This is a genomic window from Aliiglaciecola sp. LCG003 (assembly GCF_030316135.1).
In the GTDB taxonomy this organism is placed as follows: Bacteria; Pseudomonadota; Gammaproteobacteria; order Enterobacterales; family Alteromonadaceae; genus Aliiglaciecola.
Map to the genome: position 1 here is coordinate 2,407,080 of NZ_CP128185.1, position 24,503 is coordinate 2,431,582.

Below are 24,503 nucleotides of genomic sequence, written 5' to 3' on the forward strand. Positions count from 1 at the left end.
ACTTAACCTACCTGTATCACCCCAACATTATTCAGGCCCATTGGTGATAGCACTATTGGTATTACTTGCTTGGGGATTGGAGCCGCTTTCCAGCCAATATTTTGCCTACCAAATTGACCCACTGGGCCAAGTGCAGTTGTATCAATTTATCACCGCTAACCTGATACATACCAACACAACCCATACTGTGCTTAATTTGGCAGCTCTGGGGCTATTGTGGGCAATCCATGGTCTGTACTATCGATTTTGGCAATTTTTGGCAATGTGCTTGTTTTTTTCAGTTTGTGTCACTCTGGGGATTTGGATGTTTTCCACTGACTTACTCTGGTACGCAGGACTTTCAGGTACATTGCATGGTATTTTTGTCTATGGCGCTTATCAGGATGTGATAAATAAGGTAAAACTAGGATGGTTAATCATGTCAGGTCTTTGGCTTAAAATAATTTATGAACAAGTTTTTGGCCAAGATCAAATGGTGGCACAATTAATTGAAGCAAATGTTGCCGTTGATGCGCATTTATATGGCGCTATAGCAGCGGTAATCTGGTTATTGGGATGTTTCTTTGTTCGCCAAAAAAATGCCCAGAAAAATATATAATCTGGGCGTTTTATCATTTACTTGCAAGACAATTTCAAAACCTTAGCTGGCCTATAAGTTTTGTTCGAACAATTTAAAGATCCGGCGATATTCATCTAACCAAGAGCTTGGCTCGAGAAATCCGTGAGATTCTACCGGATAAATAGCAGTCTCAAAGTCTTGCTTCTCCAATTCAATCAGACGTTGTACTAAGCGCACCACATCCACAAAAAAGACATTTGAGTCTACCATAGGCGCATTGATTAACAGCGGTTTTTCAAGGCCTTGGGCGAAGTAAATTGGCGAACTGCGCTCATAGGCAATTGGATCCACATCTGGCATATTCAATATATTCGATGTGTAGCCGTGATTATAGTGAGCCCAATCAGAAACGGGTCTTAAGGCTGCCCCAGCTTGAAACAAATCAGGCTCGGTAAACAAAGCCATGAAAGTCATGAAGCCTCCGTAAGAGCCACCATAAGTACCAATTCTTTGGCGATCAACATTTACGTTCTCTACCATCCAATTGACCCCATCAACTAAATCTTCGGTTTCGGGTTTTCCCATATGTCGATAAATCGCAGTACGCCAATCACGCCCATAACCTGCCGATGCACGGTAATCCATATCCAATACAACATAGCCTTTTTGGACTAATAGGTTATGGAACATAAATTCTCTGAAATACCCTGACCAACCTAGATGTGAATTCTGTAAATATCCTGCTCCATGATTAAACACTACAGCACGTCGCTTTTCGCCACTGTCATGATTAGCCGGCAGATATAAACGGGAATAAACAGGTTGCTGCACATGGGAGGACTTAATAGGTACAATTTCAGGCAGGGTCCAGTTGATATTATTAAATGCTTCGCTGGCAGTATGGGTCAACTGTACAGGGTCTTTTTTTGCGCCAATTGGTTGGACAAATAACTCAGGGGGAGACGTTAGCTTTGAATGGGATAACAATAGACTATTTTGCTGTTCATTAAGCTGGTAGTCAGTCATGCCATTTAAATCAGTCAATGCTTCGATTTCACCGTTTGCAAGATTTGCCCGATAGATTTCATATATTCCAGGATGTTTCTTGTTAGCCTTAAAATAGATAAAATTGTCATCACTGCTCAGAGTTATATTATCCACCTCATAACGACCACTTGTTATAGCCTTTTCTTTACCATTGATAGGTTTAGTATAAAGATGCGAATAGCCACTTTGCTCAGACAAATAATACAAGGTCTGTGAAGATTTCAACCAGCCGAAGCTGTTAAAGTTGTAATTGATCCATGCATCGTCGTGCAAACGGTGCTGGTTAACCAAGGTTTTCTTAGCCAAATCAACCGTCGCCAACCAACGATCTTTATTATCCCAAGCTTCCAACATTATACCGACCTGCAGGCCGCTTTGGTGCCAAGTAATTGCACTTTGGCTCCATCCCCAATCTACTAATAAACCAATATCTCGAGGAAGTCGATTACCCTGATAGGTCTTACCTTTAGCTTCTGCATTCTCTTTTTTTACTGCGGCTAACACGTCGTCGTTATAGCCTGGCAGTGATGTATAAGATAATTCATGCTGCTTGCCGCTGGTTAAATCAAGTAACCACAAAGGCTGATTTTGCGGCTTGGCATCAGCCACTCTAGCGCGCACAGACTCGGCTTTTATCCGTCCAGTTTCCACCACATAATTCGGCATGATATCTGAGTCATCACGACTGGATTCATCTTTTTCAATCGCTAAAATGACAAATCTACCGTCAGGTGACACACTTGCTTCCACCGTCCGGTGTTTAGCTGGCAAATAAAAAGCGTCAGCTGTTACCGTCTGATTTTGTTGTTCTAATTGTTGGTTGTAGTCAAAGCGGTCAACAGTATCTTGGCGGCGCTTTTGCAATACGCTCATCAGGGCTAATTGTTGTTCAGCAATATAATCCTTAGGTTCTTCTACAGCTTTGGGAGCATCATCGAATTTCCAGCTAACCAATTGTTCTGTCATACCTGTTGTTACATTAATGGCAAAAACGGCATTATGAACTTGATAAGACAATCGACCATCATTGAGAAAAACTAAATTAGCAACCCGCTGACTATCCCGAGTGAGTTGCTTGACCTGTGAATCATGGTTAGATTTGACAAAAATGTTGTTTTGAAAAACCCAGGCGCGAACACTATCATCAGTATTCTTGACATGATTGCGGTAGGACACTTGATGCAACCGATTAAGTGGCACTTTAGTTGCCACACTGCCTGCGCTCAAGGGTTGTTGAAACAAATCCCTAACTTCAGAACCTTGTCGTTTTTGGGCGTAAAATACTTGGCTACCGTCTAGGGACAGAAATGGTTGTTCTGGTTGTCGGCCCATCCAATCGGGATCAGCCATAATTTGCTCTAAACTCAACTGACCATCAATCAATGGTTGATTTTGCTCAGCAGATTTAACAAATGTTTGGGCTGGTACGCTTGGCATTATCGCAGCGTTAGTACTTTGCGGTTGAATTTGAGTTTCCGTGGCGCTACAAGCTAAAAGGCCCGTTGCCATCGAAGTTACCAAAAACAGTCTTAGACGTTTATGCATTTTTAAATCTCAGTTTATTGGTTTTATTTAGTGTCGAAGTAAAGCATTATTAAAACGCATGCTGGTTGACAGGTAAACAAGTGATCTTAATTCGTGTATTTTGATTAGTAACGAATATCTGCCATTTTTAATTTTACCTTTGGAGTTTCCATGAAAAAATATATATTTTTGCTAATTTTATTAGCTTCACCATTTTATAGCTCGGCTAATGAATGTCCCGATGTGTTGAAATTTATGAAACGTAAACTCAATTCACAAGAAACAGTCAATATGTGTAGTGAATACCAAGGTAAAACTTTGCTGATTGTCAATACCGCCAGTTATTGTGGATTCACCCCACAGTTCGAGGGGTTAGAAGCCTTGTATAGCAATTATAAAGACAAAGGATTGGTCGTGCTGGGGTTCCCATCCCACGATTTCAATCAAGAAGATGACGATGAAGGTAAAACGGCTGAATTGTGTGAACTGACTTATGGGGTTAAATTTCCCATGTTCGAAGCGACTCATGTTCGTGGAGACGATGCGGATCCCCTTTATAAAATGCTAGCAAAAAAATCAGGTACCACACCTATATGGAATTTCTATAAATATCTTATTGATAAAAATGGCAACATGGTTGACTCCTACTCGTCCTACACAAAGCCTACGGACAAAGATTTCATCCAAGATATTGAAAAAACCTTAGCGCTTAAGTAAACAACTTGCAGACAAAAAAAGCCCCGCTATAGGCGGGGCATAAACACACTTCACTTGGAACACACAATGTTGATATTGAATCAGTAAGCCTCAATATCCTTACTACTGTAAAGTTAGTCCAAGATAAAACCTGAAAGTTCACTCCTTGCGAAAAATATTTAAATTATTTCTCCCACTACTATCAGTCACCCTGTTACGAACACACAGATTGCTTAGCCACACCGGATTTCTACCCATACTCAAATTACAAACTCTTATATGCATTATATGGACAGCCACCTTTAGACTACTTTACGTCAACTGCATTATATGGACAGCCACCTTTAGACTACTTTACGTCAACTGTCATGGGGAGTTACGGTGGATGTCTGTGTAAGAAAGAGTGCTGACTCCATAGGAATGAAAGAGCGCCATGGCGCCATTATGTGGACAGCCACCTTTAGAAGCTATTGAATCCCCCCTAATGAAATGATTTTAGGATGGGTGTCCATGTAAAAAAACTGTGGTTTTACGATGGGTGTCTTTGTAAGAAAGATTGTGGGCGTCTCTGGGAAATAAGGACGGATTTAAGGGGACGATTTAAGGGGACTGCCACTCCACCAATCGCCAAAGAGAATGACTCTTGGCGATTGATCTATTCTGAGAAGCCTAATTAAATCTTATTAAACGCTTGTTCGAAGTCTGCGACTATATCGTCGATATCTTCAATGCCTACCGAGAAGCGTATCATGTTGTCATTAATGCCCATCTTTGCTCGCTCCTGTGCGCCACTTTCATAGAAAATAGTCGATGCGACAGGAAGAGCTAAGGTTCTTGTATCCCCTAGGTGAGTCGCGGTGATAACCAAATCGAGATGATTCAAAAAAGCAAGTATGTCAGCGCCTTCGACCAAGTCCATACTGAATATACCACCGTAACTACCTTTGAACATTTCTCTGGCGATATAATGCTGAGGGTGATCAGATAAACCTGGGTAATACACCTGTGCAACTTTAGCGTGACCATGCAGATAGGTAGCCAAGCGAAGAGCATTATTGCAACAACGCTCTAATCTTAATGCCAAGGTTTCTAAACCGATGGATATTTGCTGAGCGGAATGTGGTGGTAGTGTCGCGCCCATATCCCGCAATCCCTTTTTACGTATTTGAGTCAAACCCCAATTCCGCGGATCCCCCACTCGATATAAGGCAAAAATATTTGGATAGTCTGACCAATCGAATAGCCCAGTATCCACTATAGCGCCGCCGAGCACATTACCATGTCCGGCAAAATATTTAGTCAATGACATGACTGTAAGAGAAGCCTGTACCCCTTTGGCATCAAACATATGACCAGGGGTCATAGTATTGTCTATCATGTAGACAAGCTTATGCTCGGCACAAAGTTGACCAACAGCCGCTAAATCGGCCACTTGAGTAACTGGATTGGCAATCGTTTCTGTAAAGACTAAACGTGTGTTAGCTCGGACCGCCCTAGCAACGGCATTAACATCAGTCACGTCAACGTAACTAATCTCAATTCCAAAATTTTCCAATGTATTCATGAAACTGCGCGTATTGCCAAATAAAAACTGGCTAACCACAATATGATCATTACATTTTAAAAGTGACAATAAGGCTGCACTGATAGCTGCCATACCAGTTGCGAAGGTCGCAGCGTCTACGCCCCCTTCCAACTCAGCCAGAATTTTTTGCAGTGCAGAATTAGAAGATGAAGATGAACGCGAATACACATGACCCATTTTCTTGCCTTGAAACACATCAACAAGATCATTAACGTCTTTATATTCAAACAAAACCGAATTACTGGTGGGAAAATGAACTGCGCCGTCTTGAGGCTGATTCAAGTTTCGATCGGCATGAACTAATCGTGTTGTAATACCTTTAATTTTCAAACGAGTTCTCCGCTAGAAAGGCTACTTTAGAGGGATATTTTGGATGCACTTTAGCATAAAAATCATAGACTTTTTGCATTTCTGCAGCGGTGTCTTCTGTTGGCACAAATACCGGTCCCAGCACTATGGTTTTACGCTGATAATCCAAACCAATTAACAACACTGGAACATTTGCATGATGAGCAATATGTAAAAATCCGCTTTTCCAAGGATAGACCTGACTGCGGGTTCCTTCTGGAGCTAAACAGAGTAGAATTTTATCAGTGCTTTTGACGGTTTCAATCATTTGAGTGACTACCCCATGACTTTTTGAGCGCTCAATAGGGATCCCCCCCCAACGTTTTAACAACCAACTAAAAGGCGGTATAAAAATACTGTGTTTACCGAAAAATGAAATTTTCAATTTCAGACAAAAAGCAACGGCCAACCCTATTACAAAATCCCAATTGGAAGTATGGGGGGCAACACAAACTACCAGTTTCGGGTTGTCAGGAAATTCGCCCTCAAATCGCCAACCTTTACTTTTTAAAACTGTTTTCCCTAACCATCTACTGAATCGATTACCTAATCGAGGTATATTTTGACTAACTTTTGGACAATTAAATGTATATGACATGTAAATACAAACAATAAAATGTTAATTGCTGCGATATTCTCTTATCATGCAGTCTTTGTCGAGCAAACCAACTTAATTTGAATAAATTCAGTAGTAGGATATACGTGCTAAGAATAATAATAGGAATGACCTTTTTACTAAGCCAGCTTGCCCATAGCCAAGAGACCGCACAAAACTTGTTCAGTCAATATCGGAATGCACTCTATCAAATTCAGATGATAGACAAGGAGTCTGGCAACAAATCATCCATTGGATCCGGATTTCGGATCAGCGATCAAGGCGATATTATATCCAATTATCATGTCATTTCTGACTATGTGTACTTTCCAGATAAATACCGCATCCAATTTCTCGACGCTAACGGGAATACCGGTGAGTTAACGTTGAAAAACTTCGACGTCATTAACGACTTGTCACTGTTGAAAATTGATCCGGCTAATACCTCAGGACTCTACTTCGACTTAGCTGAAAAGCTCCCGCAACAAGGCTCATTAGTCTTTTCATTAGGCAACCCCCACGACTTAGGAATGATAGTCGTACCTGGTACCTTTAATGGTTTGAAAAAAAATAGTTTTTACCAGCGCATTCATTTCACCGGCTCGATAAACCCCGGCATGAGTGGCGGACCAGCAGTGAACAGTCTAGGTCAGATCGTCGGCGTGAATGTTGCCACAGCAGGCAACCAAATTGGATTTTTGATTCCCCTTCCGAAAATATTGGCTTTATATCAGAACCATACGGAATTAGCCGTAAGCCAATACAAGCAACAGTTGCAAAAACAGCTTCACAATAACCAACAAGATATGGTTGAACAGCTATTATCCTCCCCATGGCAGTATGGTGTATTAGGCAAAGCTAGGGTACCGGAAAAAATTTCTGACTTTATTTCCTGCTGGGGTGGCTCCAATGCCAGTGAAAAAAATGTACGCTTTTTATCCGTATCTAATCGTTGCCGGATTGGGGAGCAACTTTATTTAAACAATAAATTACAAATCGGCGAAGTGGAAATCGAATTTGAGTGGCTTACCAGCGAAGAATTAAATGCCTTTCAATTTCATAATTTCTTGTCGAAAAAAATCGCCTTCACACGACCTGGCAACGTAGCGGGTGAAAATGACGTGAGCAATTATCGTTGTAATCAAGATTTGGTCACCAATGCTCATGGCGTGGTCCAAAAAAGTATCTTATGCGCCAGAGCTTACAAGGATTTCGACGATTTGTATGACGTACTCTACATCTCCGCAAGTAATAATTTTGAAACCAGTAGTTTGATAAGCCATTTCACCTTGTCCGCTGTTAGTCGCGAATCGATGAATGCATTTACAAAACAATTTATGGACGCAGTGTCATGGCAATAGTAGTAGAAATATTATCTCGTGACGGAAAAGTCATACAACATTATTACATTGATAAACCGACAGTAGCCATAGGCCGAGCCTACGATAACGACGTGCGGATCGATGATCCCTATGTTTGCCCGCACCACGTGAGTTTCAACGAACAACTACAAAGCCAACAATTACGAATCGACAGCAACGGCTCACTCAATGGCGTAAAAGTAAACGGCATTGAAGTGGAAGACGGGCAAATTGGTTATTCAGATGTCATTACCTTAGGTCGCACAAGATTAAGAATATTTTCACATCATCAAGATGTCCCGGCCGCTCTACCGCTTAGTGAATTGGAAGAGAATATCGAATGGTTGAGCCTTAGGCGGGTTTGTGCTGGCTTATTTACCTTGTTCATTGGTTTAATTTCAATGAAATACTTTTTGAATTCCATCAATCAAATTGACCTTGCGGTAGTCATAAAGGTTGCCATGACAGTGGCGGCCACTGCCAGTATTTGGCCCTTAGCATTCGCCCTGTTGTCTAAATTAGCTAAGCAAGATTCGCATATTATTAGTCAATTTAGTCTGCTTTGGATTTTCCTAATCAGCTCAGAGCTACTTGATTATATTGAGGCGTTTTTACAGTTTAATAGTAGTGCCACTCAAATTGTCTATTGGTCTATTTTAACAGCAAAAGGGATATTATTTTTTGCTCTACTGTGGTTTGCGTTATTCTTAGCCTTTCATCAATCTAAACCTGTTCGCAACGCGATTGCCGCCGTGGGAACGGTTATCATTAGCATATATGTCTTATCACCCTATTTATTCACAAACAAAGATTTCAACCAAAATCCTAGCTATGTGGCGACGGTGTTAACCCCTACTTTGAGAATCGCTGACACCACAAGTACTGAATCTTTTGTTGAAAGTTCCGACAAATTATTTAAACGCCTTAGCAGCGATATTGAGCAAGAAAAGTAGCCAATTATGTGTATATTATTTATTGCGGTTAAGCAGCATCCTCAATATCCATTGATAATTGCAGCTAATCGCGATGAATTTCATCAACGGCCAACCGCTCCGTCACATTTCTGGCCGACCCATCCACAAATGTTAGCCGGCAAAGATCTGCAAGCCGGCGGCAGTTGGATGGGGATCACTCGAGCCGGTCGATTATCAGCTTTGACCAACGTACGTGATCCACAAACAATTAATCCTGATGCTATTTCCCGTGGCGAATTAGTCACTCAATATCTATCAACTGAGGTTGAACAAGCTCAATACCTTACAACATTACGAGCCCACAAAGCGGCCTATAATGGGTATAACTTATTGTTTGGCGAATGGCAGAATTTATGGGTGTATAACAACCATAGCGACACAGTCGCGCAGCTCACTCCTGGAGTATACGGATTATCTAACGCAGACTTGAATAGTCCTTGGCCGAAAATCAATCAAGGGGTCAAACAACTCAAACAGCATTGTCAGCAAACCGGACCGATTCACCCAGATACCCTATTCGATATATTACTCAATCAAAACCAAGCAAGTGACGATCTGCTGCCTGAAACGGGTATTCCAATTGAATGGGAGCGAAAGTTATCGTCTATTTTCATCACTTCATCCGACTACGGCACCCGTTCTGCTACATTGCTATTAGTAGACCGTTCACACCAAGTCATTTGGTTAGAGCATAGCTTCAACCCTGCGGGTGAGAATACCCAGCAACAAAGGTTCACATTCAGTCTAAATTAGTCCAATTTAAACTGTATTTAATCCTCGAATTCCAGCCAATAAATGGCATAATGAGCATCTATATGTTAGCCATACTCTTTGAGGAAATCCTGTGTTTGAAGTTTTGCCCCTACTGCCTGCTGATCCTATTTTAGGCCTGTCTACTGCTTATCGTGAAGATCCTAATCCACTAAAAATTGATTTAGGCGTGGGTGTATATAAGGATGAACAGGGTAAAACTCCGATTTTGAGTTCGGTCGCAAAAGCACAACGCATACTTTTGCAAACAGAAGATTCTAAAACCTATATTACCCCTCAGGGTGTTCAAGGTTACATCGACGGTATGCTAGAGCTTCTGCTGGGTAAAGGGCATCCAACATTACTGGAGGACCGTGTAGCTGCGGTTCAGGCACCTGGTGGATGCGGTGCATTAAGAATTTTATCTGAATTGCTGAAACGCTGTGATTCAGAACTCACGGTTTGGGTCAGCGATCCTACCTGGGCTAATCATATTCCATTGATTGGCAATGCCGGTTTGAAAATCGAAACCTACCCCTATTTCGATAAGGCCTCAGCAAGCATTAAATTCGATCAAATGGTCGATTGTCTAAAACAAGTTAAGAAAGGCGACGTGGTGTTATTACACGGCTGCTGTCATAACCCAACAGGCGCAGATTTAACCGAGCAGCAGTGGCAAGTCGTGCTCGAACTTGCTCAAAAACAAGGGTTTGTACCTTTCATTGATGTTGCCTATCAAGGCTTTGGCGATGGCTTAGAACAAGATGCTTATGGCGTTCGTTTGCTCAGCGCAAATTTACCAGAAGTGATTGTTGCCGCGTCTTGTTCAAAAAACTTCGGATTATATCGTGAGCGCGTCGGTTTAGCGGTAATGGTGACAGCAACACCAACAATACGTAAAAGCATTCAGACGCAAATACAATCTATTGCCAGAGGGATTTACTCCATGCCGCCATCATATGGTGGAGCCCTAGTTGATATTATTTTACATGACGACGAATTAAAGGCTGAATGGAAAGCTGAAGTTGAACAAATGCGTGTACGTATGCAGTCTTTACGCCACTTATTAGTGGATAAATTGGCAGAAAAGGGTGCAGACCGTGATTTTAACTTTGTAAATAAACAAAAAGGGATGTTTTCATATTTGTGTATCTCGCCCGAACAAGTACAAGCTATCAGAACTAAACACAGTGTCTACTTCGTTGATTCTAGTAGAGTAAATATCGCTGGCATCAGTCAAAACAATGTAGACGCCTTAGCCACTGCCTTAGTTGATGTTCTGTAAATACCGCAACAAATTTCATATTGTTGCTGCTAAAGCTCGGCCTAGCCGAGCTTTTCCTTTATACTACCCCGTTGTATTCTCGGCTGTCGGATTGATTGCGTTCGCGTTATCTCCCATTATCCTCCTCGAATAGCTTAATAAGCAGGCGTTTATCTATATTTAACCCTAACGGTTTAGAGTAAATTGCCAGCGGATAGTTTTTTAATTTTCCTTGCACAGGACACCATAAATGAGTTTTGCTTCACTTGGCCTTAGCCAAAATATTGTTAACGCAGTCATAGAAAAAGGTTACGACACCCCTTCTCCCATCCAAGCGCAAGCTATACCTGCAATCATTGAGGGCAAGGATGTGATGGCTGCCGCACAAACCGGCACAGGAAAAACCGCTGGATTCGTATTGCCGATGTTACATCGACTAGAACATGGTGCTAAGCCCAAAAGCAATCATGTTAAAGCACTAGTATTGACCCCTACCCGCGAATTGGCTGCCCAAGTAGCTGAAAACGTGCTGCAATACAGTAAAAACCTTAATTGTAAGCATGCTGTTGTATTTGGTGGAGTAAGTATCAACCCACAAATGTTAGCGCTTCGTAAAGGTGTAGATATTTTAGTGGCAACACCTGGTCGATTATTAGATTTATATAGTCAAAATGCAGTGAAATTTGAGCAACTTGAAGTACTGGTTTTAGATGAAGCGGATCGTATGTTGGATATGGGTTTTATCCATGACATCAAACGTATTATTAAACTGTTACCCAAAGAGCGTCAGAACCTGCTGTTTTCTGCGACATTTTCAGATGACATTCGCCAATTGGCCAAAGGGATGGTCAATAATCCGGTTGAAATTTCGGTCGCACCAGCGAATAAAACCGCAGACGCAGTTGAACAGTGGGTTTACCCTGTCGACAAAAGTAAAAAGTCTAATTTGTTAACCCAAATTATCAAACAGCAGGACATGCAGCAAGTTTTAGTGTTTAGCCGCACTAAACATGGCGCTAATCGTCTCGCTAAGCAACTAACAGCTCGCGGTTTAATGTCAGCGGCCATACATGGCAACAAGAGTCAGGGTGCACGTACCAAAGCCTTAGCTGATTTTAAATCATCAAAAATAAGAGTTTTAGTTGCTACGGATATTGCCGCTAGGGGCTTGGATATCAGCCAACTACCCAACGTAATAAACTATGATTTACCCCATGTCGCGGAAGACTACGTGCACAGAATTGGACGTACTGGCCGTGCAGGCGCAACCGGTCTTGCCATCTCTTTGGTCACTCAAGAGGAATACAAATTACTCAAAGATATTGAAAGAGTGATAAGACAGGTCATTGAACGCAAAATTATTCCAGGTTTTGAGCCACAAGAAGTCGTACCTGAATCAAAACTTGATAGTCGACCTATTAAGCCGAAGAAAGCCAAAAAGCCTAGAAGCCCGCAATCACGTTCACAAGCTCCGAGAGCCAACGGATAGTCAGCTCTGCGTCATGGATGATGTTGGGTAAGTAGGCGATCAAGGTGATTGGCAAAATTTTGTCGATCACTTTGATTTAAGGCCGGAGGACCACCGGTATTAACGCCACTGGCACGCATGGTGTCCATAAAATCACGAATATTTAATCGTGAACGAATATTTTCTTTATCGAACAATTCACCCCGCGGGCTCAATGCCATACCGCCTTGCTCGATGATCTCAGCCGCCAATGGTATATCACTAGTGATAACCAAATCCCCTGCTTGACTGCGTTTAACGATTTCATCGTCTGCCACATCAAAACCAGCCGCAACCTGCAAAGAAGTGATATTTTTATTCGCCGGTACGCGAACAAATTGGTTCGCCACCAAAGTCATTTCGATGCCTGTTCGCTGGGCCGCTTTGAATAAAATGTCTTTAACTACGTTTGGACACGCATCTGCGTCAACCCAAATTTTCATCGACTTACCTTATGCTATAGGATTATTGCTAACCCAGCCTACCAAACCATATCATCAGGAATTTGATACTCTGCGTACCATTCATCTTCTTCGGTTGTACTGGTTTTCTGGGCTTCTTGTTGCTCGGCGGCATCGGCACGATAAACCACTGCCGATTCATTTCTCAATGCAATTTTTTCCGCCACTGGCATGGGCACGATCTCATAACCACTGCCAAAGGTAGCAATTGCTAATTTACCCTGACTAATACGATTACGGGTTTTCTGATCTACGTAAATACGTTTAATGATATTGTCATGGGTGAAATTACAGGGAATATCACCATTGTCTTTAGGCTGTTTATTTATTTCAATAAGCTGTTTAATTTGTGCCGCTATAGATTTTTGTTCTGCTACTTTTTTGGTTTCTAGATTCAGCAAACGATCTTTTTCCCGTTTATCTGTTTGAGCTTTTTCAGCGGCTATTTTTGCTTCATCAACATTAGCAACTTTATGTTTTTGCTGATGTCTTGCTTTTTTATGTTGTTCTTTTTTGGCTTGATTCGCTTTCTTTTTATTAGTTAAGCCGGCTTGCAGTAATTGGTCTTGAAGTGAGAGTGCCATGAAAAATCCGCATTGTTAGTGAAACTGAAAACTGTTCAGCAATTGTAAACTGAAAACGGCAGTTTAACACTGCCGTTGACGGAACGAAATATGCTGGTCAATTTGCCGACCAGCTAATTGCGATTATTTAGATTTCTTGCGTTTATCCTCCGCGACCCACTTACCGCCTGCATACCATGCAGACCAGCCTGTAGCCTTGCCCTCAGCATTTTCTGAAGTCACATACTGTTGTTTGGTTTTACGGCTAAATCTTACCATAGTCGGATTACCATCAGGATCCTTGGCTGGTGCATCAGCTAAGTAGTAAAACTTCGACGAAATCCTATCTCTGAATCGGGCGAGCTCATGCACCATAGGGGCACGTGTTTCACGGGATTTAGGGAAATTGTGCGCCGCCAGAAAAATCCCAGCCGCGCCATCTCGTAAGACAAAATGCGCATCTGATTTTTCACAGTCAAGCTCAGGTAAGTCCACCGGATCTTCCTTCGGAGGCGCAGCTTCACCGCTCTTCAACAGCTTGCGGGTATTCTTACACTCTTCATTGGTACATCCGAAATACTTGCCAAATCGACCGGTTTTCAGTTCCATGTTAGAGCCGCATTTATCACACTCAATAATCGGCCCATCATAACCTTTTATTTTAAAGGTGCCCTTTTCAATGAAGGTGCCTGGACAAGTAGGTGTGTTACCGCAAACATGCAATTTATGCTGCTCGTCGACAAGATAGCTATCCATTGCCGTACCGCAAATATCACAGCGACGTTTTGAGCGTAATGCTTCAGTTTCCAACTCCTCCTCATCTTCAACTTTAAGAACTTCATCACCAGGGGTGAGATTCTTAGTACCAGTACAGCGCTCTTTAGGTGGTAGATTATAACCTGAACAGCCCAAAAACACGCCAGTCGAAGCGGTTCGAACATTCATTGGGCGACCACATATGTGACACTTTATACCTGTCTCTATCGCTTGGTTGAGACGCATACCACCTTCTTCTGGAGGTAATTCTGCTTTCAACAAACGTTGATAAAAATCATCATAAAATTCATTCAACACTTCTTTCCAGTTGCGTTTGCCATTAGCAACGTCATCCAACTGCTGTTCCATGTTTGCGGTAAAATCAAAACTGATCAGGTCGGTAAAATTATCGACCAATCTATCATTGACAATTTCGCCCATTTTTTCAGCATAGAAACGTTTATTGTCCAATTTGACATAACCGCGATCCTGAATGGTTGAAATGATACTGGCATAAGTTGATGGACGACCAATTCCACGTTTTTCAAGTTCTTTAACTAAAGATGCTTCATTAAAACGAGCAACAGGCTTGGTAAAGTGTTGCTTAGGATCCAGTGCTTTAAGATCAAGTTTTTGACCTTCTTTCACATCTGGCAAGGTTAGCTCGTCTTCGCCTTTTTTCTTCACTTGGGTTTGGACCCGAGTCCAACCATCAAATTTTAAAACTCGACCTTTAGCTACAAGCTCGTAATCCGCTGCTTTAACGCGAATAGTACTCGCATCGTACTTGGCAGGTACCATCTGACAAGCAACAAATTGACGCCATATAAGCTCATATAGACGCTGAGCATCACGTTCCATATCGCTTAGTGATTCAGACTTAATCGCTACATTTGAAGGACGAATCGCTTCGTGAGCTTCTTGAGCCCCCTCTTTACTGCCGTAGGAAACCGGTCCGTTAGGGAGATATTTGGCACCAAAACTATCTTCGATAAATCCACGACAAGCCTCAACCGCATCTTTGCTTAGATTGGTTGAATCTGTACGCATATAAGTGATGTGCCCCGCTTCATAGAGTCGCTGGGCCATCATCATGGTTTTCTTCACGCCAAACCCTAAACGGGTGCTGGCGGCTTGCTGCAAGGTTGAGGTGATAAAGGGCGCTGAAGGACGACTCTGAGTTGGCTTTGATTCACGACTTATTACTTGATAGTCAGCGTTTTCCAAGTCCTTAGTGGCTTTATCAGCTTGGGCTTGATTGACCGGTTTAAAGGCTTTGTCTGCGTATTTTGACACTAGCATCCGCAGCGCTGTCTGTTGAGCAGTCAAGTCTGCATGGATATCCCAAAACTCTTCGGGTACGAAAGCTTTTATTTCGCGTTCCCGCTCAACCACCAATCGAACTGCTACGGATTGAACGCGGCCCGCTGAAAGGCCCCTGGCGACTTTTTTCCACAACAGTGGTGAGACCATAAAGCCCACTACCCGATCAAGGAAACGTCGAGCTTGCTGAGCGTTTACTCGGGCCACATTGACCACGCCGGGGTCGGAAAAAGCCTCTTGAATGGCATTTTTAGTGATCTCGTTGAACACCACCCGTTGATAAGTTTTACCTTCGCTGCCTAATAGCTCCTGCAAATGCCATGCAATCGCTTCTCCTTCTCTATCCAAATCCGTCGCGAGATAGATAGTGTCGGCATCTTTAGCCAGTTTTTTCAGTTCAGCAACGACTTTTTCTTTACCTGCCAAAATATCATAATGGGCTTCCCAATCATTTTTTGGGTCGATTCCCATCCGGTCCACGAGTTTTTGATATTCAAACTCTCGCAGGTAAGTTTCGCGTTTTTTCTCAGGCCATTGATTTAGTTCTTTGGCTGGTTTTTTGGGCGCAACATGCCCCAAAGCCTTAGTTGGGAGATCTCGAACGTGCCCAACACTCGATTTCACAATAAAATTTTTGCCGAGATATTTATTTATTGTTTTTGCCTTTGCTGGCGATTCGACAATAACCAGTGATTTTGCCATAAATTACACATTAACCTTTGATTTATATGGGTTTAATTGATTTTTAAAGGAGCGGCACCTACGTTCTCCTCCCATAATCCTTTTTTAACATATATCGGCAAAGTGAATAGAAAACAAGTTCTTATTCATACTTATCTACTTTAGTACAATTTACCAACAGCAAAACTGTATACATAATGACCAACTAGATTGGCAAGACACATAAAAGACGTATAATCATTCGAATACAAATAAGTGACTGTGTCTTAAACTGACCAGAAGCAGATGTTACAACATCATCACACTTATCTTTTATCACAGTACACGTTGTCTATTTCTGAGGTTATAAATGAAGCAAGTAGAAGTTAATTTCGACGGTCTTGTCGGACCTACCCATAATTACGCCGGATTATCATTTGGCAACGTGGCGTCGTTAAGCAATGCCAAGGCATTCAGTAGTCCGAAGCAAGCTGCCTTGCAAGGCTTACAAAAAATGAAAGCGCTACACGATATGGGCATGACTCAGGGTGTGCTTGCTCCTCAAGCTCGTCCTGATTTAGATACTCTGCGTCGTCTGGGGTTCACTGGTTCAGATCAAACCGTACTTGAACAAGCCTCTAAGCGCGCTCCTGAGGTTTTCAGAGCTTGCTGCTCCGCTTCTAGCATGTGGACTGCAAATGCTGCCACAGTGTCTCCTAGCGCTGATACCGCAGATGGGAAAATTCATTTCACCCCGGCCAATTTGACCAATAAGTTTCACCGCTCATTGGAACCAGAAGTTACTGGGCGAATTCTGCAGGCGACTTTTAGTAATGAAAAGTACTTTAATCACCATGCACACCTACCTGATAATGAACATTTTGGTGACGAAGGCGCGGCTAACCATACTCGACTTTGTACCGATTATGGTCATGCCGGAGTAGAAATATTCGTTTACGGTCGCCACGCTTTTGATGGCAGTAAGCCTGCACCGAAGAAATACCCTGCCCGTCAAACCCTTGAAGCCTCACAGGCCATTGCCAGATTGCATGGGTTAAGCGATGAGACAACGGTTTTTATTCAGCAGAATCCAGATGTGATTGATCAAGGTGTATTCCATAATGATGTTATTTCTGTGGGGAACCAAAACGTATTGTTTTACCATCAAGAAGCGTTTCATGATACGCAAAACGCACTCGATGAAATTCAGCGTAAATTTGGTCAACAGCAAGTACATTTCATTCGAGTCGATACTGATATTGTGCCAGTACAGGATGCTATTAAAACCTATCTATTCAATACTCAGATCATTACTCTCCCCAATGGCGAGATGGCTATTATTGCTCCGACAGAGTGTCAGGAAAATGAAAGAGTAGCCGACTATTTAAGTCACCTAATCACCCTTAATACGCCCATCAAAGCGGTGCATTATTTTGATGTTAAGCAAAGTATGCGAAATGGTGGCGGACCCGCTTGTTTGCGCTTACGGGTGGCCATGACCGATCAAGAAGTAGCCGCGGTTAATCAACAAACATTAATGTCTGATGCCGTTTTCAAGCGGTTAAACCAGTGGGTTAATAAACACTACCGTGAACAACTTAGTGTCGATGATTTGCGTGACCCTGCCCTGTTGCTGGAAACCCGGGCTGCACTAGATGAGCTCACCCAGCTACTCAATCTGGGTTCTATCTATCCCTTCCAAAGATAAAAAAAATGCGCTCATATGAGCGCATTTTTAAATTCTATTTTACAATTCTAGTCCGGATCAGTACAAAATGAGCTGCTACCGAAAGGGTTAGATGGAGGCTCTGAAGCTTCATCATCTAGATCAGCTACCGCAGCGGATAATCTAAAGGATTGTGATTCTAGTGATTCGCTGCCTGAAGATTGTCCAAACACGCTAATTTCCACATCTGTCCAAAAAGCGTAGGACTTTGGATATCGTATCTCTAACTTAGCCTGACCATTTACATCTGTGCTATTCACATCATCTTCGAAACTGATGGTTCCGACAATCCCAGGGGTCAAGCGTCCATCACCATTGGTATCTTCGCCAGCATCTAAGGAGCCATTAGCGTTAATGTCTTCGTTGGGGCAAGTGGCTGTAATGTTACCCACCCACACATCAAGGTCAATATTGTAGCTCCAAAATCCTTTACGATAAACACCTCCAACGGCGCGTTTTATTGGTGTTGAAGAGGCTGTCAGTTGCACATTGCTAACCGGCCGACCTGCTGCATCACTGACAAATACTGAGAACTGCTTGAGATAACTTGACTCATCTGGAGCTTCAAGGCTGTTACCGGTGCCTAAGGAGATATCAAAGGCACGATCACCAACGGTAAGCGTGGTAAAATTACTGACACTAGTGTTATTAGCAACATCGGCGTGGACCATTACCGCGTCTTCACTGCTAACAGCATTTGAGGTATACACAGTAGAAGCAATACCATTGCTATCCGTGGTGGAAGAGTTGGGTAACACAAATCCACCGCTGACATCGTCAACCCGGAAATTCACTACTTGCCCTTTAACCAAATTCCCAGAGGCATCTCGCACTATTGCTGAAATCGTCGAGGTTTGCCCTTCGGGGCCGATTAGATCCGGTGACGCATCGACAAGAATAGTAGCTGGTGTAATGGCGATAAATTCAAATTGAGTTCTAGAGCTAACCGTTTGTCCGTTACCATCAACCCCTTCGGCGGTAATGGATGTCAAACCCGCGTTGTTTGATTGAATCGTAAAAGACGCAACACCATTTGCATCGGTAACTGTGGTTGGCGCAACAATAGTCCCTCTGGATGAGCTTAAGGTAACTGTGCCACCGACGAAGGCGACATTGTCTTTTAACCAAGTTACCTGCAAGGTTGTGTTAGTGCTAAGGGGCACATCTTGGACAGGTATAGTGGTAAAGCTAAAACTATCTTCTTGCACGGTAAAGACTAAACTTCCTTGCGCATTAAGGGCACTCGCGGTAATAGTGTTGCTACCGGTTTGCGAGGCTTGATATTGGACTGTAACCTGCCCTTCTGCGTCTGTGGTAGCGCTAGAATCAATAGTGCCCTGCGATGTAGTCAAGCTGACCTCACGGTTTGCTAAACCATTACCATCGGAATCAGCCACTTTAATGGTGACATCTATCGTATCGCCTAACACGACAGATGAGGGACCGTCCACATTCACTTCAGTACCGACTATTTGTATATCTACGGTCTGACTAAATGTACCTGACGACACGGTCGCGGTAACAACACGGTTTTCAGGGTTGTTACGGCTGGTCAGTAATGCTCGTGCGGTACCATCAGCTGCGGACGTACCTTGGACGATTTGCAGTTCAGCTGCGTTATTAGCGGCAAAGGACACATCAACGCCCTCGAGTAAAATATTCTGGGCGTTTTTTACCACTGCAATCAATTCGATTTCATCCGAGCCGCTAGAAGCTAACTGCGTAGAGTTAGCAAACAACTCAAGGGAGGCGGGCGTACTGCCAGTATTCGTTGAGCCCGCCGAGCTAAACCCAACCTGACCTTGTACCCCTGAGTCAAGAGCGCCTAGGACCAAGCTATCACCTGAGCTAGCCCCTACAAGTAAACCTATAGTGGCGATACCGTCTGCATTGGTTAAAGCAGTACCCGTATCATTGGAGAAGGTGGCTAATCCCGTTTGACTAAAGCTAAAGGTAACCAGTTGGTCGGCCACATTGCCCCCATCTGTGCTGGAAACAGTAGCTGTCACTGATAATGGAGAGGTCGAGCTTAATAAGTTAGTTGCCTCGCCATTTTGACCGGCAATACTCAAAGAAACATTATAGGTAGGATCCGTGGTTCCTCCACCAGTACCGCCACCCGTAGAGTCCCGTTCTACTGAGCCACCGCCGCCACATGCTGCGACTGCTAACAGCAGAAAACAAGTGATCAATATTCGAAAGCGTGAAGTCATGTTTCTTTTCCCACAAAGTAGATTATTCAATTCAAGATCTCGTTGTTGTTGCTTTTATGGTTTTGCTTGCGCTGTAAACTTGCTACGCTATCCAAAATAATTATAAATTTTAGGACAATTATGCAGCAGTCCCCAAAAAAGCTAGGTCTCACCGCTAAAATCTTTATCGGCATGATAGCCGGAATTATTACCGGTGCTTTTCTACAATTCTTGTTTGATGATAGCGGAGATTTACAATTTAGTGTATTCGGCATAGAAGTTTCTACGTATGCTGTTTTAGTCGAAGGTATATTTCACGTTTTAGGACAGATATTCATTAACAGCTTGAAAATGCTGATTGTTCCTTTAGTTTTTATCTCTTTAGTATGCGGTATTGCTAATCTATCTGATCCAAGTAAATTGGGACGCTTAGGCGGAAAATCTGTTGCGCTATACGTAGCTACAACAGCACTAGCGATTACCGTAGCTATGGTTGCAGCGATTATATTTCAACCTGGCGCTGGGGTGGATATCCCAAGCGATGCTACCTATGCCGCCGCGACGGCTCCTGCATTGTCACAAGTTATTATTGATATTTTCCCGTCCAATCCCTTTGCTGCCTTCACTAACGGTAAAATGCTCCAGGTAATTACTTTCGCAGTATTATTCGGTGTGGCTATGGCCATGTCCGGTGAGCCAGGTAAGCGCGTTGCAACCTTATTTGATGATTTAAACACAATTGTTATGAAGCTGGTCACTATCCTGATGAACTTGGCCCCCTATGGTGTTTTTGCCTTGCTAGCTAAACTTTTTGCACAAATCGAGGTTTCCACCATATTTGCATTAGGCAAATACTTTGCGTTAGTTTTTGGCGTGTTACTGTTCCATGCTTTTGTCAATTATTCGCTGATTTTAAAACTCTTAAGTGGCTTAAACCCTATGCCGCTATTTCTTAAAATGCGCGAAACTGTGGTGTTTGCATTTAGTACCGCAAGCAGCAGCGCAACCTTACCTATCACTTTAGAAACAGCGACCAAAAAACTTGGCGTGAGTAATTCAGTAGCATCTTTCACTATTCCCCTTGGTTCGACTATCAACATGGATGGTACGGCCATTATGCAGGGTGTTGCCACGGTATTTATCGCCCAAGTGTTTGGTATAGATTTGACTTTATCAGACATGATGATGGTGGTCCTAACCGCTACCCTGGCATCTATAGGTACGGCCGGTGTGCCCGGAGTTGGCCTGCTAATGCTGGCCATGGTGCTTGCTCAAGTTGGCTTGCCTGTTGAAGGAATCGCCTTGATCATTGGGGTTGATCGTTTGTTGGATATGACCCGCACTGCTGTGAACGTTACAGGGGATTGTATGGTGGCTTGTATCGTCGGTAAAAGTGAAAACGAATTTAATTCTGCAGTGTATTATGATCCTGAGGCAGGAGTGGCCGATGAAGAAGTGGACCTTGATGATTTCGAGTCTACCTCAATTCATCACAAGGCTGACTAATCACAAATCTAGTCAATTTATTAATGCGGAGAAACCCCAGAAGCGGAAACGTGCTGGGGTTTTTTATTGGATGCTTAATGCTGGCCGAGGGCAACCGCTGGATTGATCTTGGTGGCTTTTATGGCTGGATAGATGGTCGCCAATAGACTCAATAAAATAGCGATAGCGGCTGTCATAGCCACTTCTTGCCACGCCAATTCCGAGGGCAGAAAATTAATAAAGTAGACATCCCCGGAGAGGAATTTGCTGCCAGTAAGGTTTTCAATAAACTGCGCGATAGCTGTCAGATTTAATGCCAACAAGACCCCAAGCGCAACCCCCACCGTAGTCCCAATTAAGCCATTCACAGCACCTTGCAAAACGAATATTTTAATGATCATGCTATCTCTTGCACCTAAGGTTTTGAGCATAGCAATTTCTGCTTGTTTCTCATTTACAGCCATCACCAAGGTCGAAATAATATTAAAGCACGCCACCGCGATCACTAAACTAAGAGCTATATAGACAACGGTGCGGACTAACTGAATATCTTGATATAAATGGCCCTGAGTGCGGGTCCAATCGGACATATAAACATGTTGGGCAAAACTATAGCCTATTTGTCTCATCACCTCTGGCGCAATGAAGGCATCATCGAAACGAAAACGTAGTCCTTGTGCCCCACTGGCAGTGCCCAGGGTCTCGGCGGCGCGCTGCATGTGCATGAACCCAATTTGCGCATCTAATTCTCCACCTATGCTGACTTCACCTGCAACATTTAACCAAAGATTTTTCGGTGCTTGAAAGGACATATCATCGGAAATTTGTGGCAATAACAGCTGTACTTTATCGCCCACTTTCAAATCCAACTTTTCCATTATAGCTCTGCCCAATATCAAGGCATTAGGGTCCTCAACAAAACGCTGCCAGCTGCTTCGCTCTATTCTTTGTATCACTGAGTTCTGGGCAGAAAAATGCGTATCTAAGCCAACCAATTGGGGAATAGCCTTCATTTGATTGCCTTTTTGCAACAACACTGACGCCTTGGTATAGGGTTCAATATCAATAATGCGTTTATCATTTTTCAAACGCTTGATTTCACCCTGCCAATCCACCAAGCCACCACTATCATAAGCATAGATTTCGCCATGTGGAATGACACTTAATAGTTTATCTTTAAGCTCACGTTCGAAGCCGTTCATAACCGATAGCAGCAAAATAAGCACTAAACACCCAAGTGCTATACCAAATGTAGAGGATGCGGAGACAAATGATATGAAGCCATTTTGGCGTTTGCCTGAGCGAAATCGCCAAGCTAATTGAGCCACTAAATTCACAAAACTTGCCCTTGTTCAGACAAATGTCCATCAATAATATTTAGCGTGCGGTCAAGTTTGCTGGCAAGTTCAATGTCATGGGTAACTACGATGAAGCTAGTCGACATTTGGTCTCGTAAATCATTCAACAAAGCGTAAATACTTTGGCCGCTTTTATGATCCAAGTTGCCAGTAGGCTCATCAGCCAACACTAACGCCGGTTCAGTTACTAAGGCTCGGGCGATGGCCACCCGTTGGCGCTCTCCGCCAGACATTTCAGAAGGCTTGTGAGTTAAACGATGGGCCAAACCAACTCGCTCTAACATCTCACTGGCACGATGCTTTGCTGTACTGCTGTTTACTTTGCCGATAAGTAACGGCATGGCGACATTTTCAACCGCATCAAATTCAGGCAACAAATGATGGAATTGGTAGACAAAACCTAGTGAGCGGTTACGAAATTGCGCTTGTTGAGCATCATTGAAGGTGAAAATATCCTCTCCATTGAACAACACTTGACCCGAACTGGGCGTATCCAGTGCGCCAAGAATATGCAGCAGTGTACTCTTGCCGGAGCCTGAACTGCCCAAAATTGCAATTTGCTCTGCTTTATTAACTTGAAAGTTAACCTTGTCTAGCACTGTTACATCCGTATCATTATCTTGATAGGATTTACTCACATTAATACATTTTAACAATTCAGACATACACGCCTACTACCTCAGTCCTACCAGTGCTTATTAAGCTTAATTCTAATTATCTTTTTGTTGATTGAACAACATTCTTTCCCGGCGTTTCCACATCAATTTTGCTACTTTTTTCATACTGATATTTTTGTCTTTCTCATCGACAATTTCAAATCCTAGCAGACTCTCGAGCAGGTCTTCCATTGTTAAAATCCCTTCCATCCCCCCATATTCGTCAATTACCAACAACATATGCGCTCTGGTGGTAATGAAATGACTAATGGTTTCAGATAGAGGTGTGCTGGCTAATAACGCAATCATATCTTTGCGATAAGCTGATAATGGCTTATCACCATTGCCTCTGGCTTGCGCCAACAATAAATCTGACTTCATGACAAAACCGCTAATTTTTTCAGATTCATTATCTTCATAGATGGGTATGCGTGAAAAAACTTCACTGGCATATTTATGATAGAAGGCCTCAACGGTCATATTCTCAGACACTTTAAACACCACGGTCCGGTGTGTCATGGCATCTTTCACCCGCAAGTCATCGAGACTTAGCAAACTTTGTAAGATATTGGCTTGTTGATGATCAAGTTGACCTTCCTGTTGAGAAAGCTCAGCCATAGCATGCAATTCCCCCCGACTAAGTCCCTTCAACGGACTATCTTCAGTAAATCCACTGGTCAGCTTATTAGACATCTTGACGAACGGATACAAAACAATCACCAAATACTTTAGGAAATAAGCCGTAGCCGGGGCCAACTGACGCCAGAATGTCGCACCCAGTGTTTTCGGAATAATCTCAGAAAACACCAATATCAAGAAGGTTAAAATAGCTGATGCTACGCCTAAATATGCATCGCCAAACACCACAGCAGCTTGCGCCCCTGCACCCGCTGCTCCCATGGTATGGGCTATAGTATTCAAGGTCAAAATCGCCGATAACGGTTTATTAATATCAGCGGTAAGATCATGCAAAATTTGGCCGGATTTTTCGCCTTTTTTCATCGACACAGAAATATGCGCCGAAGATATACTGAGTATCACCGCTTCAGCCACAGAGCATAAAAATGAAAATCCAAGTGCAATAAAAACATATATAAAAAGTAGTAACATCGG

At 42.9% G+C, this 24,503-nt stretch carries 19 protein-coding genes; 9 read left to right on the forward strand and 10 right to left on the reverse strand.

Annotated elements, in window-relative coordinates:
- The first annotated feature begins 43 nt into the window (after positions 1 to 43).
- The gene (gene rrtA, locus QR722_RS10385) at positions 44 to 598 is read left to right on the forward strand and encodes a rhombosortase (RefSeq protein ID WP_286282768.1); all 555 of its coding nucleotides are present in this window, start codon (positions 44 to 46) and stop codon (positions 596 to 598) included.
- Between the two features lie 51 nt (positions 599 to 649).
- On the opposite strand, the gene QR722_RS10390 is transcribed toward rrtA, so the two are convergent.
- On the reverse strand, positions 650 to 3,151 hold the full coding sequence (locus QR722_RS10390) for a S9 family peptidase (protein ID WP_286282769.1): 2,502 nt from the start codon (positions 3,149 to 3,151) through the stop codon (positions 650 to 652).
- A gap of 150 nt (positions 3,152 to 3,301) precedes the next feature.
- Between QR722_RS10390 and QR722_RS10395 the strand changes: the two genes are divergently transcribed.
- Positions 3,302 to 3,847, forward strand: a complete 546-nt coding sequence (locus QR722_RS10395; RefSeq protein ID WP_286282770.1) for a glutathione peroxidase — start codon at positions 3,302 to 3,304, stop codon at positions 3,845 to 3,847.
- 652 nt (positions 3,848 to 4,499) lie between these two features.
- On the opposite strand, the gene QR722_RS10400 is transcribed toward QR722_RS10395, so the two are convergent.
- The gene (locus tag QR722_RS10400) at positions 4,500 to 5,741 is read right to left on the reverse strand and encodes a cystathionine gamma-synthase family protein (protein ID WP_286282772.1); all 1,242 of its coding nucleotides are present in this window, start codon (positions 5,739 to 5,741) and stop codon (positions 4,500 to 4,502) included.
- Positions 5,731 to 6,357 (reverse strand): lysophospholipid acyltransferase family protein, encoded by a 627-nt coding sequence (locus QR722_RS10405; RefSeq protein WP_286282773.1) that lies wholly within the window; start codon positions 6,355 to 6,357, stop codon positions 5,731 to 5,733. Before QR722_RS10405 ends, QR722_RS10400 begins: the two co-directional genes overlap by 11 nt.
- Positions 6,358 to 6,482: 125 nt before the next feature.
- Between QR722_RS10405 and QR722_RS10410 the strand changes: the two genes are divergently transcribed.
- From QR722_RS10410 to QR722_RS10430, 5 genes are all read left to right on the forward strand, one after another.
- Positions 6,483 to 7,715 (forward strand): S1C family serine protease, encoded by a 1,233-nt coding sequence (locus QR722_RS10410; RefSeq protein ID WP_286282774.1) that lies wholly within the window; start codon positions 6,483 to 6,485, stop codon positions 7,713 to 7,715.
- Positions 7,706 to 8,668, forward strand: coding sequence for an FHA domain-containing protein (locus tag QR722_RS10415; RefSeq protein ID WP_286282775.1), 963 nt, complete (start codon positions 7,706 to 7,708; stop codon positions 8,666 to 8,668). The genes QR722_RS10410 and QR722_RS10415 overlap by 10 nt, the downstream gene beginning before the upstream one ends.
- A gap of 6 nt (positions 8,669 to 8,674) precedes the next feature.
- On the forward strand, positions 8,675 to 9,442 hold the full coding sequence (locus QR722_RS10420; RefSeq protein ID WP_286282776.1) for an NRDE family protein: 768 nt from the start codon (positions 8,675 to 8,677) through the stop codon (positions 9,440 to 9,442).
- Between the two features lie 91 nt (positions 9,443 to 9,533).
- Complete coding sequence (locus QR722_RS10425; RefSeq protein ID WP_286282777.1) at positions 9,534 to 10,724, forward strand: amino acid aminotransferase; 1,191 nt, start codon at positions 9,534 to 9,536, stop codon at positions 10,722 to 10,724.
- Positions 10,725 to 10,953: 229 nt separating this feature from the next.
- Positions 10,954 to 12,192 (forward strand): DEAD/DEAH box helicase, encoded by a 1,239-nt coding sequence (locus tag QR722_RS10430; RefSeq protein ID WP_286282778.1) that lies wholly within the window; start codon positions 10,954 to 10,956, stop codon positions 12,190 to 12,192.
- An 11-nt stretch (positions 12,193 to 12,203) separates the two neighbouring features.
- On the opposite strand, the gene QR722_RS10435 is transcribed toward QR722_RS10430, so the two are convergent.
- From QR722_RS10435 to topA, 3 genes are all read right to left on the reverse strand, one after another.
- Entirely contained in the window at positions 12,204 to 12,653 is a 450-nt protein-coding gene (locus tag QR722_RS10435) for a YaiI/YqxD family protein (protein WP_286282779.1), read from the reverse strand.
- 38 nt (positions 12,654 to 12,691) lie between these two features.
- Positions 12,692 to 13,255, reverse strand: coding sequence for a DUF2058 domain-containing protein (locus QR722_RS10440; protein WP_286282780.1), 564 nt, complete (start codon positions 13,253 to 13,255; stop codon positions 12,692 to 12,694).
- Between the two features lie 123 nt (positions 13,256 to 13,378).
- Positions 13,379 to 16,015 carry a type I DNA topoisomerase gene (gene topA / locus QR722_RS10445; RefSeq protein ID WP_286282781.1) on the reverse strand — a complete coding sequence of 879 codons (2,637 nt, stop codon included), beginning with the start codon at positions 16,013 to 16,015 and terminating at the stop codon, positions 13,379 to 13,381.
- Between the two features lie 328 nt (positions 16,016 to 16,343).
- On the opposite strand from topA, the gene astB reads away from it, so the two are divergent.
- Positions 16,344 to 17,681 carry an N-succinylarginine dihydrolase gene (gene astB / locus QR722_RS10450; protein WP_286282782.1) on the forward strand — a complete coding sequence of 446 codons (1,338 nt, stop codon included), beginning with the start codon at positions 16,344 to 16,346 and terminating at the stop codon, positions 17,679 to 17,681.
- A 47-nt stretch (positions 17,682 to 17,728) separates the two neighbouring features.
- On the opposite strand, the gene QR722_RS10455 is transcribed toward astB, so the two are convergent.
- Positions 17,729 to 19,912: an Ig-like domain-containing protein gene (locus tag QR722_RS10455; RefSeq protein WP_286282783.1), complete on the reverse strand. Its 2,184-nt coding sequence runs from the start codon at positions 19,910 to 19,912 to the stop codon at positions 17,729 to 17,731.
- A gap of 120 nt (positions 19,913 to 20,032) precedes the next feature.
- Here QR722_RS10455 and QR722_RS10460 point away from each other — a divergent pair, with 120 nt between their 5' ends.
- Positions 20,033 to 21,397: a dicarboxylate/amino acid:cation symporter gene (locus tag QR722_RS10460; protein ID WP_286282785.1), complete on the forward strand. Its 1,365-nt coding sequence runs from the start codon at positions 20,033 to 20,035 to the stop codon at positions 21,395 to 21,397.
- Between the two features lie 74 nt (positions 21,398 to 21,471).
- Here QR722_RS10460 and QR722_RS10465 read toward each other — a convergent pair whose 3' ends face one another.
- Genes QR722_RS10465 through QR722_RS10475 form a run of 3 tightly spaced genes read right to left on the reverse strand, consistent with a single transcriptional unit; the run spans position 21,472 to position 24,500 of the window.
- Positions 21,472 to 22,713: a lipoprotein-releasing ABC transporter permease subunit gene (locus QR722_RS10465; protein ID WP_286282786.1), complete on the reverse strand. Its 1,242-nt coding sequence runs from the start codon at positions 22,711 to 22,713 to the stop codon at positions 21,472 to 21,474.
- Entirely contained in the window at positions 22,710 to 23,399 is a 690-nt protein-coding gene (gene lolD, locus QR722_RS10470; RefSeq protein WP_286282787.1) for a lipoprotein-releasing ABC transporter ATP-binding protein LolD, read from the reverse strand. The genes QR722_RS10465 and lolD overlap by 4 nt, the downstream gene beginning before the upstream one ends.
- A 45-nt stretch (positions 23,400 to 23,444) precedes the next feature.
- The gene (locus tag QR722_RS10475) at positions 23,445 to 24,500 is read right to left on the reverse strand and encodes a CNNM domain-containing protein (protein WP_286282788.1); all 1,056 of its coding nucleotides are present in this window, start codon (positions 24,498 to 24,500) and stop codon (positions 23,445 to 23,447) included.
- Positions 24,501 to 24,503 lie beyond the last annotated feature (3 nt).